This is a genomic window from Bacillus sp. FSL W8-0102 (genome assembly GCF_038007225.1).
In the GTDB taxonomy this organism is placed as follows: Bacteria; Bacillota; Bacilli; order Bacillales; family DSM-4216; genus Bacillus_O; species Bacillus_O smithii.
Map to the genome: position 1 here is coordinate 2,286,086 of NZ_JBBOWT010000001.1, position 15,872 is coordinate 2,301,957.

The window sequence follows — 15,872 nt, forward strand, 5'->3', positions numbered from 1 at the left end:
TTTCCCCCTGTCATTTCTGATTTTGTTTTAGTTTAGCCAATGCTTGTTCGGCGGCACGCTGCTCCGCTTCTTTCTTGGACCGCCCTGTCCCTACGCCGAGAACCTGACCGTTTAAGGCAACTTCAGAAACAAATTCCCGATGATGGGCCGGTCCTTTTTCTTGCAGTATACGATACGTTAAAATACCGTTTCCGTCCCTTTGAACCATTTCCTGAAGCTGAGTTTTAAAATCCATCACATGAGAAAAAGCACCGGCATCGATTTTAGGAAACACGATTTTTTCTAAAAACTGGACAACGACCTCTAATCCTTGATCAAGATAAAGAGCTCCTATGAACGCTTCAAACACATCAGCGAGCAAAGCAGGCCGCGTTCGTCCTCCAGTCAGCTCTTCTCCTTTTCCCAATCGAATGTATTGACCGAATTGCAGTTCGTTGGAGAATCCGACAAGGGAAGGTTCACATACAACCGCCGCACGCAGCTTTGTTAATTCACCTTCGCTCATGAAAGGATATTTGTTGAATAAATAATTGGATACCGTCAGTTCCAGCACTGCATCTCCTAAAAACTCCAACCTTTCGTTATCATCATTTGGCTTTTTTCGATGCTCATTCACATAAGATGAATGGGTAAAGGCTTGCATTAAAAGGCTTTGATCATGAAAATCAATTTCAAGCTTCTTTTGCAGCTGCCGAAATCGCTGCTCTTCTATTCTCTTGTCTTCTTTGGATTGTTTCCTCATTACAAAGTTCCTCCACTAGCATAAAATGAAAAACTTCTTAGTCTGAATGCCTCCATCTTCACTCACATAACAAGTTTAGACGAAATATCCTTTCAGCGCAAAATGTTTTCTCAATTTTCTTTTCGGCACAGAGCCTTCTGAAATAATTAGTGTAAAAGTGCAACTTTCATCAGAGTTAATGAAAAAAACTGATGACTAGTTGAACTTTTCGAGCATTATGGTCATGGACATTCAATCATTTGTTTTGGAAAGACGATCATCGTTGATCCTTCATGTGTTCTGACTAATGGAATGTGAAATGTCATTTCTTCCGTTAAACAATTGCCATTTGCGATATGTATACAGGAGGATTAGAAAAAATCGTATATGGGAATAAATGTGTTTGAAACAAAGATTCTTACAAAAAAAAGCAGCCGCCTCCTTTTGGAAGGACGAGCGACCGCTTTAAACTTCTGACGATTATTGTTTACTTTTTATGTAATTAACAGCATCACCGACTGTTACGATTTTTTCAGCTTCTTCGTCAGAAATTTCCATTTCAAATTCATCTTCCAATTCCATGACAAGTTCTACTACGTCAAGAGAATCAGCACCAAGGTCTTCTTTAAAAGAAGCATCAAGCGTCACTTGAGATGCTTCCACTCCTAGGCGGTCCACAACAATTTTAGTTACACGCTCTAAAACGTCGTCCATTCTACTCACCTCCCCTCAAATACTTCGACTTAACTCTTATATCACATGCCCATTCCACCGTCAACCCGCAATATTTGCCCAGTCATATAACTAGAATCAGGCGACGCCAAAAATAAGGCCACTCTTGCAATCTCTTTCGGCTCCCCTATTCGAGCAAGAGGAACTTGTTTGATCATGGCTTCTTTTACTTCTTCTGGCAGGTCTTCTGTCATATCAGTAGATATAAATCCAGGCGCGATCGCATTGACCGTAATTCCCCTCGAAGCAAACTCCTTCGCGGTGGTTTTGGTTAAACCGATTACCCCTGACTTGGCTGCCACATAATTCGCTTGACCTGGATTTCCAGTAATCCCGACAATAGAGGAAATATTGATAATGCGACCACTTCTTTTCTTCATCATGGCCCGTGCTGCTGCCTTTGTACATAAAAAGACACCTTTTAAGTTCGTGTTGATGACAGCATCCCATTCCTCTTCTTTCATTCTCAAAATCAAATTATCTCTCGTAATACCAGCGTTATTGACAAGGATATCTAAACCACCAAAGTAATCGACAACTGATTTTATCATATCTTGAACAGCTTGACTATCCGAAACATCACATTGAACAAGGAGTGCTTTTCTTCCCATTGCTTTAATTTCTTCGGCTACTTCACGGGCTTTTTCTTCACTGCCAGCGTAATTAACAGCTACATCGGCTCCTTCTCTTGCAAACTCAAGCGCTATTTCCCGGCCGATTCCTCTTGAAGCCCCTGTCACAAGGGCCACTTTTCCTTCTAATCTCACACTGTTCCCTCCTTCAGTTCTTGAACGGTGGACCGAATCGATTCTTCGTCCGAAACGGCGAATGTACGAACTCGGCGGTTCACTTTTTTAATCAAACCAGACAGTACTTTTCCCGGCCCAATTTCAATAAAAGTATCAACCCCCAGCTCCAAAAGTGTTTGAATGGTATCTTCCCACAATACAGGAGAATAAAGCTGTTCCAACAGCTTAGCACGAATATCGCTGGCAAGTTGAACCGGACGGGCGTCCACATTGGCGACTACCGGGACTTTGCAGTCATGAATCTCTATTTGATCCAACACTTTTTCCAGTTTTTCTGTAGCAGGCTTCATTAAACTAGAATGGAACGGCCCGCTCACTTGCAGTGGAATGACTCTTTTAGCTCCACGTTCCTTGGCCAGTTCTCCAGCTGTTTCGACGCCTTTTTTTGTCCCCGATATGACAATTTGCCCAGGACAGTTCAAATTGGCTAATTGGACACTATCCCCGCCTTGCGATACTTCTTCCGTCACTTTCAGCAGTTCTTCACGCTCCATGCCCAACACGGCAGCCATTGTCCCTACACCTGCCGGAACTGCTTCTTCCATATAACGTCCACGCATGTGCACAGTATAAACGGCATCTTCGAAACGGAGAGCTCCGGCATAAGTCAACGCAGAATATTCTCCCAGACTGTGTCCAGCGGCATAATCGGCATGAATTCCCTCTTTATTGAGCCTGTTCACTAGCGCCGAACTTACAGTCAATAAAGCCGGCTGAGCATTATACGTCAGTGTGAGCGTCTCTTGAGGGCCATTGAACATAATATCGCTTAACGAGTAACCAAGTTTTTCATCTGCTTTAGCGAAAAGGGCGGCAGCTTCCTGATCTTGTTGTGCCAATTCCTTCCCCATGCCAACTGTTTGTGATCCTTGTCCAGGAAATACAAAGGCTATTTTTCCCATTCTTGTCTCTCCTTACGCTTCTTGATTTTGCAGTTTTTCCGCTTCTTCCTTCACAATTCCGGTTATGTTGTATTTGACCATTTCCCGCGCCTGACGAAGGGCGTTATAAAAAGCTGTGGCGTTGGAAGATCCATGAGCCTTAATGACTGGTGCTTTCAACCCAAGAAGCCCGGCACCTCCATATTCCGAATAATCCATTTTCTTTTTCAGCCCTGATAATTCCGATTTCATCAAGCTAGCTCCCATTTTTGTTTTCCATGACGACAACATGACTTCTTTTATCATAGAAAAAACAGAAAGAGCCGTTCCTTCGATTGTTTTTAACACCATATTTCCGGTAAATCCGTCTGTCACAACGACATCCGCTGCCCCCTGAAGCAAATCTCTTGCTTCCACATTGCCCGTAAAATTGAGATTTGTATGGGACAATAGATCAAATGTCGACTTCGTCAGCTCATTTCCTTTTTTCTCTTCGGTTCCAATATTCAAAAGTCCTACCCGCGGACGGGATATTCCCCGAACTTTTTCAGAGTATATCTTCCCCATCAAAGCATATTGAAGCAAGTTCTCCGGTTTTGCTTCAGCATTGGCTCCTAAGTCAAGCATTAAAAAGCCTTTTCCGTCAACTGTCGGCAACGTGATGGCGAGAGCCGGACGGGAAATTCCCGGAATTCTTCCAACCACGAACAGTCCCGTGGCCATTAAAGCCCCTGTGTTTCCGGCAGACACGCACGCATCTGCTTCTCCTGATTTTACCGCTTCAGCCATTAAAACCATGGATGAATTTTTTTTCCTTCTAACTGCTTTTACGGGTTCATCCGTCCCCAGAATGACTTCATCCGTATGTACAATTTTCACTCGATCGCTTGCTTTTAAATACTGTTTAATCTCTTGTTCGTTTCCAAACAAAACAATTTCTAAATCTGAAAACTCTTCTAAAGCCCTGTTTGTTCCAAGCACTATTTCTTTCGGGGCGTTGTCACCGCCCATGGCGTCTACTGCTATTTTCATAGTTCTTCATCCTTTGTTGTTGATTTCGAACGAAACATAGTAAATTCTCCATAAAAAACCAGCTCTTGTCCAACATAACTTCTTACTTTCACAATCGCTCTTCCCGTTTCCGTTTGAGGATTTGATACTTTCGCCTTTGCTACTACCCTTTCTCCTTCTTTGACAGAACGGGTAAAGTGAATGTTGGCTTTTTCCGTAAGAGCAAGCTCATCATTGATCACAGCGACTGCAAGCGAATTGGCTTGGGCAAAAAGATGATGGCCTCTGGCAATTTTATTTCTGCTAAAAACATGTTCTTCTTTCACATCAAAAATGGAGATGGCGCTCTTATAGATGGCGCTCTTATCAAGTTCAATATCAACAATATCACCGATCACTTCTTCAATCGGGAGAGAACGGACTTCGTTCCGAAATCGCTCTTCTGCCACGTGTTTAATCCGTTCCCGCAACTCCGGGATGGAAAGTTCCATACGATCTAATCGAATGGTTTGCACACTCACACGAAATCGTTCTGCTAATTCTTCGTCGGTGATAAAAGGATTGTCTTCAATTGTCTCCTGGAGCCTTTTTTGCCGTTCTTTTTTGGATAATCTCATATTATACACCATCCGATATTAGTACTAGGTACTAACAGTAGTATATAATCAAAAAATATAGAATGCAAGATCATATTGGCATTCAGTCAGTAATTTGTAAACGTTTTTCTTCCTCAACCGAGACAATCATTCAAATCTTTCCTCCCGACGAGTGAGAGTAAAGGAGGCGGAAGGAAACGACCTCTCTTTTTTGGTTAATCCAGCTTTTCGCCAGACAGGACTCCCGACTCATGTAAATACGTGCGCAGCGGTTCGTATTCTTCGGTGGTCCAAAAAGCATCTGACTGGATAAGCTCGGCCGCATCTTTCCGGGCTGTTTCCAGCGCACGATAATCATGAACGACATCAGCCACTTTAAAATCTGGCAACCCGCTTTGTTTTTTCCCAAATAAATCTCCCGGTCCGCGCAATTCCAAGTCTTTTTCGCTTAAAACAAACCCGTTGTTCGTTTCCGTCATAATTTTCATACGTTCTTTACCTACTTCTGTTTTAGGATCAGCGATTAGAATACAATACGATTGCTCATTTCCTCGTCCAACACGTCCCCTTAATTGATGCAGCTGAGCAAGTCCGAAACGATCAGCATCATAAATCACCATAATGGTAGCATTTGGAACATTCACTCCGACCTCGACAACAGTTGTGGAAACAAGAACATGAATTTCATTGCGACTAAATGCATTCATTACTTGGTCTTTCTCCTCAGCACTTAGTCGTCCGTGCATCAGCCCGATGTTGTAGCGGTTATGAAAATAATGGGTTAATTGGGCATGAATATCGATAGCATTTTGCACGTCCAGCTTTTCAGATTCCTCAATCAGCGGGCAGATCACATATGCCTGCTTATTTCGTCGCAGCTCCTTTTCCATAAAGGCTAGAACACGTTCAAACATATCATGCTTTGCCCAATACGTTTCAATCGCTTTTCGTCCTTTTGGCATTTCATCAATGACGGACACATCCATCTCTCCAAAAGCGGTGATCGCCAGCGTTCTCGGTATCGGCGTCGCCGTCATAAACAACACATCGGGATTTTCTCCTTTTTCCCGCAACACTCTTCTTTGCTCAACTCCGAATCGATGCTGTTCATCCGTAATGACCGTGCCTAATTGTTTGAAATTCACATCCTCTTGTATGAGAGCGTGAGTACCTACCAAAATATCAATGTCTCCGTTTTCCAGCTGTTCCAATACCTGTTTTCTTTTCTTTCCTTTTACAGAACTTGAAAGCAGCTCAACGGTGACGTCAAAAGGTTCAAAAAGTTCACGTAAAGACGCCGTATGCTGTTCCGCCAATATTTCCGTCGGCACCATCAAGGCTCCTTGATTGCCTGCTGTAATCGTTGCATATAAACAAACGGCAGCCACGACAGTTTTTCCCGAACCAACATCTCCTTGAAGCAATCGGTTCATACGGTAAGGCGATTTTAAATCGGCGCAAATTTCATTGATCACACGTTTCTGAGCATTAGTCAGAGGAAATGGCAAATGTTGAATAAATTCTCTAAGTTTTTTCACATCATAATGTTGCTCTTGACCTTTTGAATGCTCTCTCTCAAATTTTCGCAACGCCTGTATTTTTAATTGGAAGTATAGAAATTCCTCGTACACAAAACGACGGCGCGCCTGTTTTAATTCCTGCGCGTTTTTCGGGAAATGCATCGCCCGAATGGCTTCCCGGCGACCCGGTAATTTATAATTTTCAAGAAATGCGGTCGGTAGATTTTCTCGAATATAATCTCCATATTCATTAAGGGCGGTTGCAATAAATTTTTTCAACATATTGGACGTGATGTTTCCCTTTAAAGAATATACCGGTTCAAATTCGCTGCGATATGAGTAGGGACCGAGATGATAGTGTTGCACAGTGATCGTTTGACGGTGGCGATCCCATTTTCCGGTGACTGTGATCGTATCGTTCAGTTTGATTTTTTTCTTTAAAAAGGGCTGATTGAAAAAGACCGCTGTCACTAAATAGCGATCTACAAGAAGTTTAAACGTTAAACGTGATTTTTTCCGACCGTAATACATGACAGAAGGATCACTGTGAACTTTCCCTTCGACCGTTACCCTCTCTTCATGAGGGACATCGGCCAAGTCTCTCAAGCGGTAATCTTCGTACCTGTAAGGAAAATATTCCAATAAGTCCTTAATGGAGTAAATGTTCATTTCCGCAAGCGAATGGGCTGTTTCTTTACCGATCCCTTTTAAAACACCAACGTCTCGAGAAAGCAGATTATTCACGGTTATTTTGCGATGTCTCCCCCCTTATTACGGACATCTCCGACAGGAGAGCCACCGCATACCCCCCTTCTGCTGTGACTATCTATTATCGTGAATGGCAAAGATACTTTTGACAGAGGCAGCACCTTTCTATCACTTTTTTACTTTGGCTAAAGCCTTCTGTTTCGTGATCGAATTCAAAAAGGGTCAATAGTCCCGTTTCACACAGCCGCCATATTCCATCTTTCCCAACGAAATCATTTTTTTAATCAAAATGAATTCCATACGAAATAGAAGGGGAATATCCCCTTCTATTCGTCGACTTCCCAATATTCGATTTAGTTCCTTTTCCTATTCAATCGAAATAATAAAAGAATAAAGCGGTTGCTTTCCATTATGAACTTCTATTTCCAAATCCTCATATTTCTCTTCAATGAAAGCAACGAGTTCTTCTGTTTCTTCTTTGGAAACATCTTCACCATAAAAAATAGTGATAATTTCACTATCTTCTTCCACCATATTCTCAATTAAATGTATGGCAGCTTCCATTTTATCCTTGCTAGTCGTTACAATCTTTCCATCTAAAATGCCCATAAAATCATTTTTAGCAATGGAAATGCCGTCAATCGCCGTATCTCGAACGGCATACGTAATTTGTCCCGTCTTAACATGAGCCATCGCTTCCGCCATAGCTGCCTGATTTTTCTCCAAACTTTGGTCTGGACGAAAAGCAAGCAGAGCGGCTATTCCTTGGGGAACCGATTTCGAAGGGACCACCACTACTTCTGCATCAATCATTTCTTTTGACTGTTCCGCTGCTAAAATAATGTTCTTATTATTTGGGAGAATGATGACTTTTTCAGCGTTAACTTCCTGCGCCGCTTTGACGATGTCCTCCGTACTTGGATTCATCGTTTGTCCGCCCGGAATGACTGCAGAAGCTCCTATGCTCTTGAACATTTCAGCAATTCCTTCTCCCATGGCAACCGTTACAATCCCATACGGCTGTTTCTCTTTCTTCTTTGTATCCGTATGCAGCTGTTGGTGAGTTTCCCCTACAATTTGACTATGCTGTTCACGCATGTTTTCGATTTTTATTTTAATGAAGCTTCCATATTGCTGTCCATATGTAAGCACTTCACCAGGTCGTTCCGAGTGAATATGTACTTTAGCCACTTCGTCATCTGCAACAACAAGCAGAGAATCGCCAAATTGGCTAAGGTCTTCCCGGAATTTTTCTTCTGAAAATGGATGATCTTTGAGTTTCTCTTTTTCCAAACGAACCATAAACTCCGTACAATAGCCATGCACAATGTCTTCTGTTTTCATGAAGCTTTGAGCTTTATGATGTTCCGCTTTGACGAGTTCGTCAAGCGTCGGTTCAATCGCAGGAGTTCCGGGTAATTGTTCCCCTTTTAAAGCGGCTAAAAATCCTTCATATACAAGGACAAGCCCTTGTCCCCCGCTGTCGACTACCCCCACTTCCTTTAACACCGGGAGCAATTCTGGGGTTCGTTTCAAAGAGCTTTTCGCTTCTTCCAGCAATGCTTCCGTCACTTTCACAATATCGCGCTCATGCTTAGCCGTTAGAACGGCTTTTTTTGCAGCATCTTTCGCAACCGTTAATATCGTTCCTTCTACCGGCTTCATGACCGCTTTATAAGCTGTATCTACTCCAGCTTCAAAAGCATTAGCGAATTCTTGGCTATTAATCCATTCTTTTTGTTCAATTGCTTTAGCAAACCCACGGAATAATTGGGAAAGAATCACACCTGAGTTGCCGCGCGCTCCCATCAATAATCCTCTTGCAAGGGAAGCCGCAGTCTTACCTACATGATCTGTTAAATGTTCTTGAACTTCCTTAGCTCCGGAAGTCATAGACAAATTCATGTTTGTTCCCGTGTCGCCGTCAGGAACAGGGAATACGTTTAATGCATTGACCATTTGTGCATTGGCAGCCAAGTTATTGGCACCGGCAATGATCATTTCCGCAAAACGCTTACCATCCAAAGATGTTATCGACACGTATTTTTTCCTCCTTACTAAGGGTTCGTCACCCTGACACCTTGTATAAAAATATTGACTGTATCAACTGATAGCCCAACTGTTTGATCAAGTGTATATTTTACTTTCGTTTGAACGTTATGGGCCACTTCGGAAATTTTCGTTCCATAGCTAACGATAATGTACATATCGATATGAATCCGATCGCCTTCTTGCCGAACAATCACGCCACGGGTGAAATTTTCTCGTCTCAAAATTTCCGTTAATCCATCTTTCAGTTGATTTTTGGACGCCATACCCACTATGCCGTAACAATCTACAGCAGCTCCACCGGCAATAGTGGCAATGACTTCATTAGAAATATCTACCGTTCCATACTTCGTTTTCAGCTCAATCGACATGAAAAGAGCCCTCCTTATCGGATTCTTCCTTAGTTACAAACATTTTACTATACATAGGGTCTTTTTAAAAGTGAACCTTCCGTTCTTATCATTCCAAATTAATCGATCAGCGTCAAGGTGTTTTTCTTGAAAGATATTTTGTTCCAGTTTTTGTCTCCTATTCGTAAATTCCTATCATATTAAAAATAAGTCCTCTTCCCTTCTGTCCTTGTGAATCAACCAAACCCAACTTATTTTATTACAAGAAGAGATGAGAAATGACTCTTTCATTCTTGCTTTTCCTTCCTTTTCTATCAAACAGATCAATGAACGTACAGACAGATGGCGTCTATTGAACATCAAATTTTGTGCATGAGTACAACAGACAGCTGTTTAATCCTTCAAAATCCATTTTAACTGTGAACAAAAGCTTTGGCTCCCATGATTTGGTCATTTTTTACATCTTAATAGCTAAAAAGCCAGAGATTCATCGGTGTCTTTTCCCTTCCTGATATTGCATTAACCAATATTCTATGTTAAACTATATTAGTGTCTGTTTGAAGATAAGGAAGTAATGAAATTGAACATTTTCAGCTTCTGCAGTTAGGAGGGAATCAAATGGCAAAACAATGCGTGATTACTGGTCGCAGAACGCGTACCGGAAATAGACGTTCCCACGCTATGAATGCCAACAAGCGTACTTGGGGAGCAAACTTACAAAAAGTGCGCATTCTAGTTAACGGTAAGCCAAAACGGGTTTGGGTTTCTGCAAGAGCTTTAAAATCCGGAAAAGTTGAACGTGTATAATGACAATAAGCACCCTCTCTCGGGTGCTTGTTTTTTATCCCGTCATATAATGAATGATCTGCAGCCATTCCATTTTCACTTCAACGGCCATTTCAGGTGACCTTTTTCGCTTCCCTCTCGTTTCTCTTTTTACGTTTTCACCCATTTATGTCTCATGAAAAGGGGGGTGATTCCAAAGGTCTGACTCACTCAAGACACGCTACGCCGGGCAGTTCATAGCATGCTGAAAAATCTGGCCTTCCGCCCGACGTCAGCCCCTTGGAAACCATTTCTCTTTTCTCTTTATCCTTTTTTAAAGGTACCAAGCATTGCCCGGACAATTCCGCCTAAAAATCTAGGCAATTTAATCGTATAAAATTTCATTCCATGTCCCTCCCCATTCATCTGAAGGATGATAATGGTCTATTCGCCATATTATATTCAAACAAAGGAAATAAGTACGTATCGTCCTAACGTGCCGGACTGATTGGCATTTCATCGGAACTTCTTACCATCATTAATATGCCGCTTGTAAAGGAAAAAGTACCTTTTTCTTCAATCAGTTCATTGCTTATGCATCGAGTCGATCCAAATATTGCCGTATAATTATGTAAAGGATATTTAAACCCTGTAAGCGTTAATCCTTCAACATGGCCGTTCACAGGAAGAAAAGAAACATATGGCTTATCAGGAAGTTTTCGTATTTCATATTTTTTCGGACGATGAACCGAGATGATATTTTGGCGATCGATGATCTTAAAATCTATAGAGCTTTTGCTCCATTTCTCATTCACAAGCAAACTGATATTAGCCAAAAAATGATCCAGCCTCCCGCCGGTGGCGCCAAACAGAGAGATGGTGTTTGGATTTTGCTTTACACCGTATTCGATGGCTAGCTCCATATCGGTTTCATCTTTTTCCGGTCTGTATTTTTTAATATTTCGCACTTTTTCCTTTATTCGCTTCCATTCGCTCTCTCGAATGGAATCAAAATCACCTACAGCGAGATCAGGCACAATTTGTTCATCCAGTAAATATTGCACGCCTTTATCAACCCCGATCCAATACATCTCTTGTTCATCAAACGTTTTTAAATCCGGTATACATATACGGGGACCGCCTGCCACAATGCCCACATTCATCCATATTCCTCCTATCGATTCCCATGAATGCATCTATAGCAATGAGTACTGATTTTAAATTCCTCCAAACGGAAACTGCCATATGTGCAAATATTTTTTCCCTCTACTTAGCGAATCAACCATTAAAAAAGGGAGGGATGTCCTCCGCCTTTTCTATGAAACTATTGAGTAAAAATATAAAAATGGAGGATACAAAATATCCTTTATCCATTATTGTTCCAGTCGTTTACGGATCAAGCTGATCGCTTTTTGGCGATCTTCCTGATTAAAAATGGCTGAGCCAGCCACTAACACGTTCGCGCCGGCATCGACGCATAATTTTGCTGTTTCTGCGTTGATACCGCCATCCACTTCAATTTCGACATCAAGACCGTTTTCACTCACTAATTGCCGCACTTGACGAATTTTCGGAAGAACAGTATCGATAAAGGTTTGTCCGCCAAATCCAGGATTGACGGTCATGACGAGAACTAAATCAACGTCATTTAGCACATGACGGATCATTTCTACAGGGGTAGCCGGATTGACCGCTACACCTGCCTTTACTCGCAGCGAACGGATGTGTTGAATCGTGCGATGAAGATGCGGACACGCTTCCACATGGACCGTAATATAATCAGCACCTGCTTTGGCAAATGTGTCAATATAAGCATCCGGGTTTTCAATCATTAAGTGGACATCCAGCGGCAGCTTCGTAACAGGTCGGACGGCTTCGACAATCAACGGTCCCATCGTAATGTTAGGGACAAAATGTCCATCCATCACATCCACATGAATGTAGTCGACCCCGCCTTTTTCAACTTCTTTCACTTCTTCCCCTAATTTCGAAAAATTGGCGGAAAGGATGGAAGGTGCAATTTTGATCATAGTCCATCAATACCTCGGCTTTCTCTCTTTTATTTCAACTAAAAACTGTTGGTAATGATCATAACGATAAGCGGGAATTTTCTTCATTTCCACCGCTTCTCTCACTGCACATTTTGGTTCATTCAAATGACGACACCCTCGGAACTTGCAATATTGACTTAGTTGATGAATTTCCGGAAAACAAGACGACAATTCATCAAGGTCCAAGTCTCCTAATTCAAGGGAGCTAAAACCAGGAGTATCGGCCACAAGACCATTATCTATTTCAATCAATTCCACATGGCGAGTGGTATGTTTTCCCCTTCCCAGCGAATCGGAAATATCTTTCGTCTCTAATTGTAAGTCTGGACGCAATGCATTCAAAAGCGAAGATTTACCGACACCAGATTGTCCAGCAAACACCGATGTTTTCTCTTGCAAAACAGCACGAATTTGATCTAAGCCGCTCCCGTTTTTAACAGATGTGGTAATGACTTGATAGCCGATTTCCCTGTAATCCTCACAGTATGAGTGGATTTTTTGTTCGTCTTCCGGCGAAAGCAAATCCATTTTTGTGAGGCATATGATCGGTGTGATCGCTTTAGATTCGATTAACACAAGGAAACGGTCCAAAAGCCCGAGATGAAAATTGGGACGCGCCACTGAAAAAACCAAAATGGCTTGGTCTACGTTCGCAATGGGCGGACGGATCAGCTCATTTTTGCGCTTCTCTATGCTTAAAATATATCCTTCCTGATTGCTTTCCAACTGATATTCCACATAATCACCGACAAGAGGGGAAATTTTTTGTTTTCGAAACACCCCTCTTCCTCGGCATCGAACCACTTTTTCTCCATCTAATACATAATAAAATCCGCTCAGCGCTTTAATAATTTTTCCATTAGCCATTGCATTCCTCCTTACTCAAAATGATTTTCTTACAGGTAAGACTTTTAAAGCCAACGGATCGCTCAAGAAAAATAGTTGGTCAAAGTTGTCGTTATGGACTTACTCGTCATCCGGAAAAGGGACCATTTCGTCAATGATGACTTTTTTATCTCTAACCACTTTATATCCTGCTTTTTTGCCACTGGCAATCGTCAATGAAATCGTTTTTCTCGTGTCTTCATGAATGAAAAAAGTCTCATATGGTACAGTCATGCTGTTGTTTGCGTCTTCGATGTAAATGACCACTTCTTGAGGCTTTCCTTCTTCATCCGGTTCATATGGAATGAACAATTCTTTTGTAACGGTTTTAGGCGGAATTTCTTTTTTGCCTTTTGACAGCACAACTTCCACTCTATCCCCTTTGTTTAACAGCGTACCGGCTGAAGGATTTTGAGAGATTACCAGCCCTTCCGGCACACTGTCAGAATAATCTCTTCTGACAATGTCCACTTTTAAACCGCTTGTGGCCGCATAATCTTTCAAACTTTTCTCGTTGTAATCAGTCAAATCAATCAGCGATACCTTTTCCGGACCCCTGCTTACCGTAAATGTCATCTCTGTTTCTTCCGGAACGACTTTTTCATTTGGCCCCGGATCTTGGTCTATGATGGTTCCCGGCGGGTGATCGTCATATATCTCTACTTTACGGATCCTTTTAAAATGTTCTTTTTCCAACATGTCGGCGATTTCATTATAATCCCGATCACGATAATCATCCAGTTTAAATGTTTTTTTCCCGGAGCTTACATACAGATCAACAGAAGATCCCTCTTTTACTGTTTGATTAGCACCAGGTTTGGTATAGATGACCTTTCCTGCCGGTACATGATCGCTAAACCTTTCGATCGTGTCTCCAACTTTCAATCCATCCGTCACCAATTTCGAAACGGCGTCATCCACCGTTTTCCCATGAACATCCGGCACCTTGATTTCTTTCGGTCCCAATAAATCCGGGATCACAAAGACGCTCCCCGCTGCCAACAACAAGAGCAAGAAAATTCCGATTACAATCCAAGGCCATTTTTTTCTTTTCTTTTTTTCCGGCTTGTCCGACCCACTGTTCGTTTCTTCTTTTAATGGGTAAACAGCCGTCGATTCTAAATCATCTACCGGAAGTGGACCTTTAATGGCAGGTATGACTTTTGTTTCTTCTTCGTCCACCAAAATGGTAAATTTCGGTTCATTCAGTCGGCTCGGTTCAAGAGCAGTCCTTATATCTTCTTCCATTTCTTCCACGCTGTTATAACGGTAAAAAGGGTCTTTGCAAGTAGCTTTCAGCACAATATTTTCCACACTTTGCGGAATTTCCGGAAATTTTTCCCGCAAAGAGGGGGTATTGGATTGCAAATGTTTTAAGGCGATGGAAATGGCTGTTTCTCCTGAAAATGGCAAATTTCCTGTCAGCAGTTCGTACATTACAATACCAAGAGAGTAAATGTCTGATTTTTTTGTTGCTACTCCTCCACGTGCTTGTTCAGGAGAGATGTAATGGACAGATCCGAGAAAAGAGTTGGTTTGGGTAATCGACGTCGCACTTAAAGCCATCGCAATGCCAAAATCGGTAATTTTGACATGACCATTGTGATCGATCAAAATATTCTGCGGTTTAATATCACGGTGAATAATCGAATTGCGGTGTGCGTGGGCGATAGCTGAAGTCAGCTGACTCATGATGTCTAGCACTTTCTCCACCGGGATAGGGGAATGCTGCATTATGTATTGTTTTAAAGTCATTCCATCCACATATTCCATCACAATGTAAAAAATATTGTCTTCTTCTCCCACATCATAAATATTCACGATATTCGGGTGAACAAGACTGGTTGCCGATTGAGCTTCTCTTTGAAAACGGCGGATAAATTCTTCTTCTTCGGCAAAATCCATTCTCAATACTTTTAGAGCCACATCTCGGTCCAATATGATATCTCGTGCTAAATAGACATGCGCCATCCCGCCTCCGCCAATCATTTCGATTACTTTGTATCTTCCGCTGATTCTCCTGCCGGCAAGCATTCCGATCACCCGCTTTCACTCCCGGCTGTCTGGTGTAAAATCACAATGGTGATATTATCCTCTCCGCCTTCTTGATTGGCTAAGTCAATGAGCGTTTGAGCTTTTTCCGCCAACGGAAGTTCCCCTTTAATCACTTCTTCCATTTTCGCTTCCGAAACTTTATTGGAAAGGCCATCCGAGCAGAGCAGCAAATAATCGCCATCTTCAAAGGTGATGCTTAGCACATCGGCAGCTACTTCCTCCTCTGTCCCAAGGGCTTTCGTCAAAACATTTTTGCGGGGGTGATGTTCAGCATCCTCTTTGGTAATTTGTCCTGTTCTTACAAGTTCGTTCACTAAAGAATGATCTTCCGTCAGCTTTTGAAAGCCGTTTTCATTCAAAATATAACAACGGCTATCCCCGATATTGGCAATCGTGCAGAAGCGGCTTGTGCAAACCGCAGCCACAATGGTCGTGCCCATACCCGAACATTCAATATTTTCCCTTGAGTGGGATAAAATCTTCTCATTCACTTTGACAATGGCCGTCTTTAGCCATTCTTCCGCCTTGTCAGGGGTGGAAATCATCTCTGTTTGCTGCCACTCTTTTTGCAATTCTTTGATCGTCATTTCACTGGCGACATCTCCAGCATTGTGGCCGCCCATTCCATCGGCCACAATGGCCAAGAGGTCACCGGATGAGTTGCGAAAAATTCCGCCGCTGTCTTCGTTATGCTGGCGGACTAATCCTTTATCAGTCTTAAACACTGACTCCATAAGCG

The 15,872-nt window shown here is 42.3% G+C and carries 16 protein-coding genes; 1 reads left to right on the forward strand and 15 read right to left on the reverse strand.

All coding sequences use genetic code 11. The features are described from left to right. Positions 1–10 precede the first annotated feature (10 nt). The 9 genes from rnc to N1I87_RS10985 form a co-directional block, all read right to left on the reverse strand. The gene (gene rnc, locus N1I87_RS10945; protein ID WP_270582966.1) at positions 11–742 is read right to left on the reverse strand and encodes a ribonuclease III; all 732 of its coding nucleotides are present in this window, start codon (positions 740–742) and stop codon (positions 11–13) included. A gap of 459 nt (positions 743–1,201) precedes the next feature. Continuing rightward, positions 1,202–1,435 (reverse strand): acyl carrier protein, encoded by a 234-nt coding sequence (gene acpP / locus N1I87_RS10950; protein ID WP_003354545.1) that lies wholly within the window; start codon positions 1,433–1,435, stop codon positions 1,202–1,204. 41 nt (positions 1,436–1,476) lie between these two features. Beyond that, complete coding sequence (fabG, locus tag N1I87_RS10955; RefSeq protein WP_048623139.1) at positions 1,477–2,220, reverse strand: 3-oxoacyl-[acyl-carrier-protein] reductase; 744 nt, start codon at positions 2,218–2,220, stop codon at positions 1,477–1,479. Next, positions 2,217–3,164: an ACP S-malonyltransferase gene (gene fabD / locus N1I87_RS10960; RefSeq protein WP_003354542.1), complete on the reverse strand. Its 948-nt coding sequence runs from the start codon at positions 3,162–3,164 to the stop codon at positions 2,217–2,219. Before fabD ends, fabG begins: the two co-directional genes overlap by 4 nt. 12 nt (positions 3,165–3,176) lie before the next feature. Beyond that, complete coding sequence (gene plsX / locus N1I87_RS10965; protein ID WP_341101735.1) at positions 3,177–4,175, reverse strand: phosphate acyltransferase PlsX; 999 nt, start codon at positions 4,173–4,175, stop codon at positions 3,177–3,179. After that, positions 4,172–4,771 (reverse strand): transcription factor FapR, encoded by a 600-nt coding sequence (gene fapR / locus N1I87_RS10970; protein ID WP_341101736.1) that lies wholly within the window; start codon positions 4,769–4,771, stop codon positions 4,172–4,174. The genes plsX and fapR overlap by 4 nt, the downstream gene beginning before the upstream one ends. Positions 4,772–4,965: 194 nt before the next feature. Continuing rightward, positions 4,966–7,014: an ATP-dependent DNA helicase RecG gene (gene recG / locus N1I87_RS10975; protein WP_341101738.1), complete on the reverse strand. Its 2,049-nt coding sequence runs from the start codon at positions 7,012–7,014 to the stop codon at positions 4,966–4,968. A gap of 330 nt (positions 7,015–7,344) precedes the next feature. After that, positions 7,345–9,018 (reverse strand): DAK2 domain-containing protein, encoded by a 1,674-nt coding sequence (locus tag N1I87_RS10980; RefSeq protein WP_341101740.1) that lies wholly within the window; start codon positions 9,016–9,018, stop codon positions 7,345–7,347. Between the two features lie 17 nt (positions 9,019–9,035). Further along, complete coding sequence (locus N1I87_RS10985) at positions 9,036–9,398, reverse strand: Asp23/Gls24 family envelope stress response protein (protein ID WP_003354537.1); 363 nt, start codon at positions 9,396–9,398, stop codon at positions 9,036–9,038. A 597-nt stretch (positions 9,399–9,995) separates the two neighbouring features. Here N1I87_RS10985 and rpmB point away from each other — a divergent pair. Beyond that, positions 9,996–10,184, forward strand: a complete 189-nt coding sequence (gene rpmB, locus N1I87_RS10990; protein WP_003354536.1) for a 50S ribosomal protein L28 — start codon at positions 9,996–9,998, stop codon at positions 10,182–10,184. A gap of 282 nt (positions 10,185–10,466) precedes the next feature. Here the strand turns inward: rpmB and spoVM are convergent, their stop codons facing one another. The 6 genes from spoVM to N1I87_RS11020 all read right to left on the reverse strand — a co-directional run bounded on the left by spoVM (position 10,467) and on the right by N1I87_RS11020 (position 15,867). Continuing rightward, complete coding sequence (gene spoVM, locus N1I87_RS10995) at positions 10,467–10,547, reverse strand: stage V sporulation protein SpoVM (protein ID WP_040341495.1); 81 nt, start codon at positions 10,545–10,547, stop codon at positions 10,467–10,469. A gap of 86 nt (positions 10,548–10,633) precedes the next feature. Continuing rightward, entirely contained in the window at positions 10,634–11,305 is a 672-nt protein-coding gene (locus tag N1I87_RS11000; RefSeq protein WP_003354535.1) for a thiamine diphosphokinase, read from the reverse strand. Between the two features lie 210 nt (positions 11,306–11,515). Beyond that, the gene (gene rpe / locus N1I87_RS11005) at positions 11,516–12,172 is read right to left on the reverse strand and encodes a ribulose-phosphate 3-epimerase (protein ID WP_003354534.1); all 657 of its coding nucleotides are present in this window, start codon (positions 12,170–12,172) and stop codon (positions 11,516–11,518) included. A 6-nt stretch (positions 12,173–12,178) separates the two neighbouring features. Continuing rightward, the gene (gene rsgA, locus N1I87_RS11010) at positions 12,179–13,060 is read right to left on the reverse strand and encodes a ribosome small subunit-dependent GTPase A (RefSeq protein WP_003354533.1); all 882 of its coding nucleotides are present in this window, start codon (positions 13,058–13,060) and stop codon (positions 12,179–12,181) included. Positions 13,061–13,159: 99 nt separating this feature from the next. Next, positions 13,160–15,112, reverse strand: a complete 1,953-nt coding sequence (gene pknB, locus N1I87_RS11015) for a Stk1 family PASTA domain-containing Ser/Thr kinase (protein ID WP_048624423.1) — start codon at positions 15,110–15,112, stop codon at positions 13,160–13,162. Between the two features lie 5 nt (positions 15,113–15,117). Further along, complete coding sequence (locus tag N1I87_RS11020) at positions 15,118–15,867, reverse strand: Stp1/IreP family PP2C-type Ser/Thr phosphatase (protein ID WP_003354530.1); 750 nt, start codon at positions 15,865–15,867, stop codon at positions 15,118–15,120. Positions 15,868–15,872 lie beyond the last annotated feature (5 nt).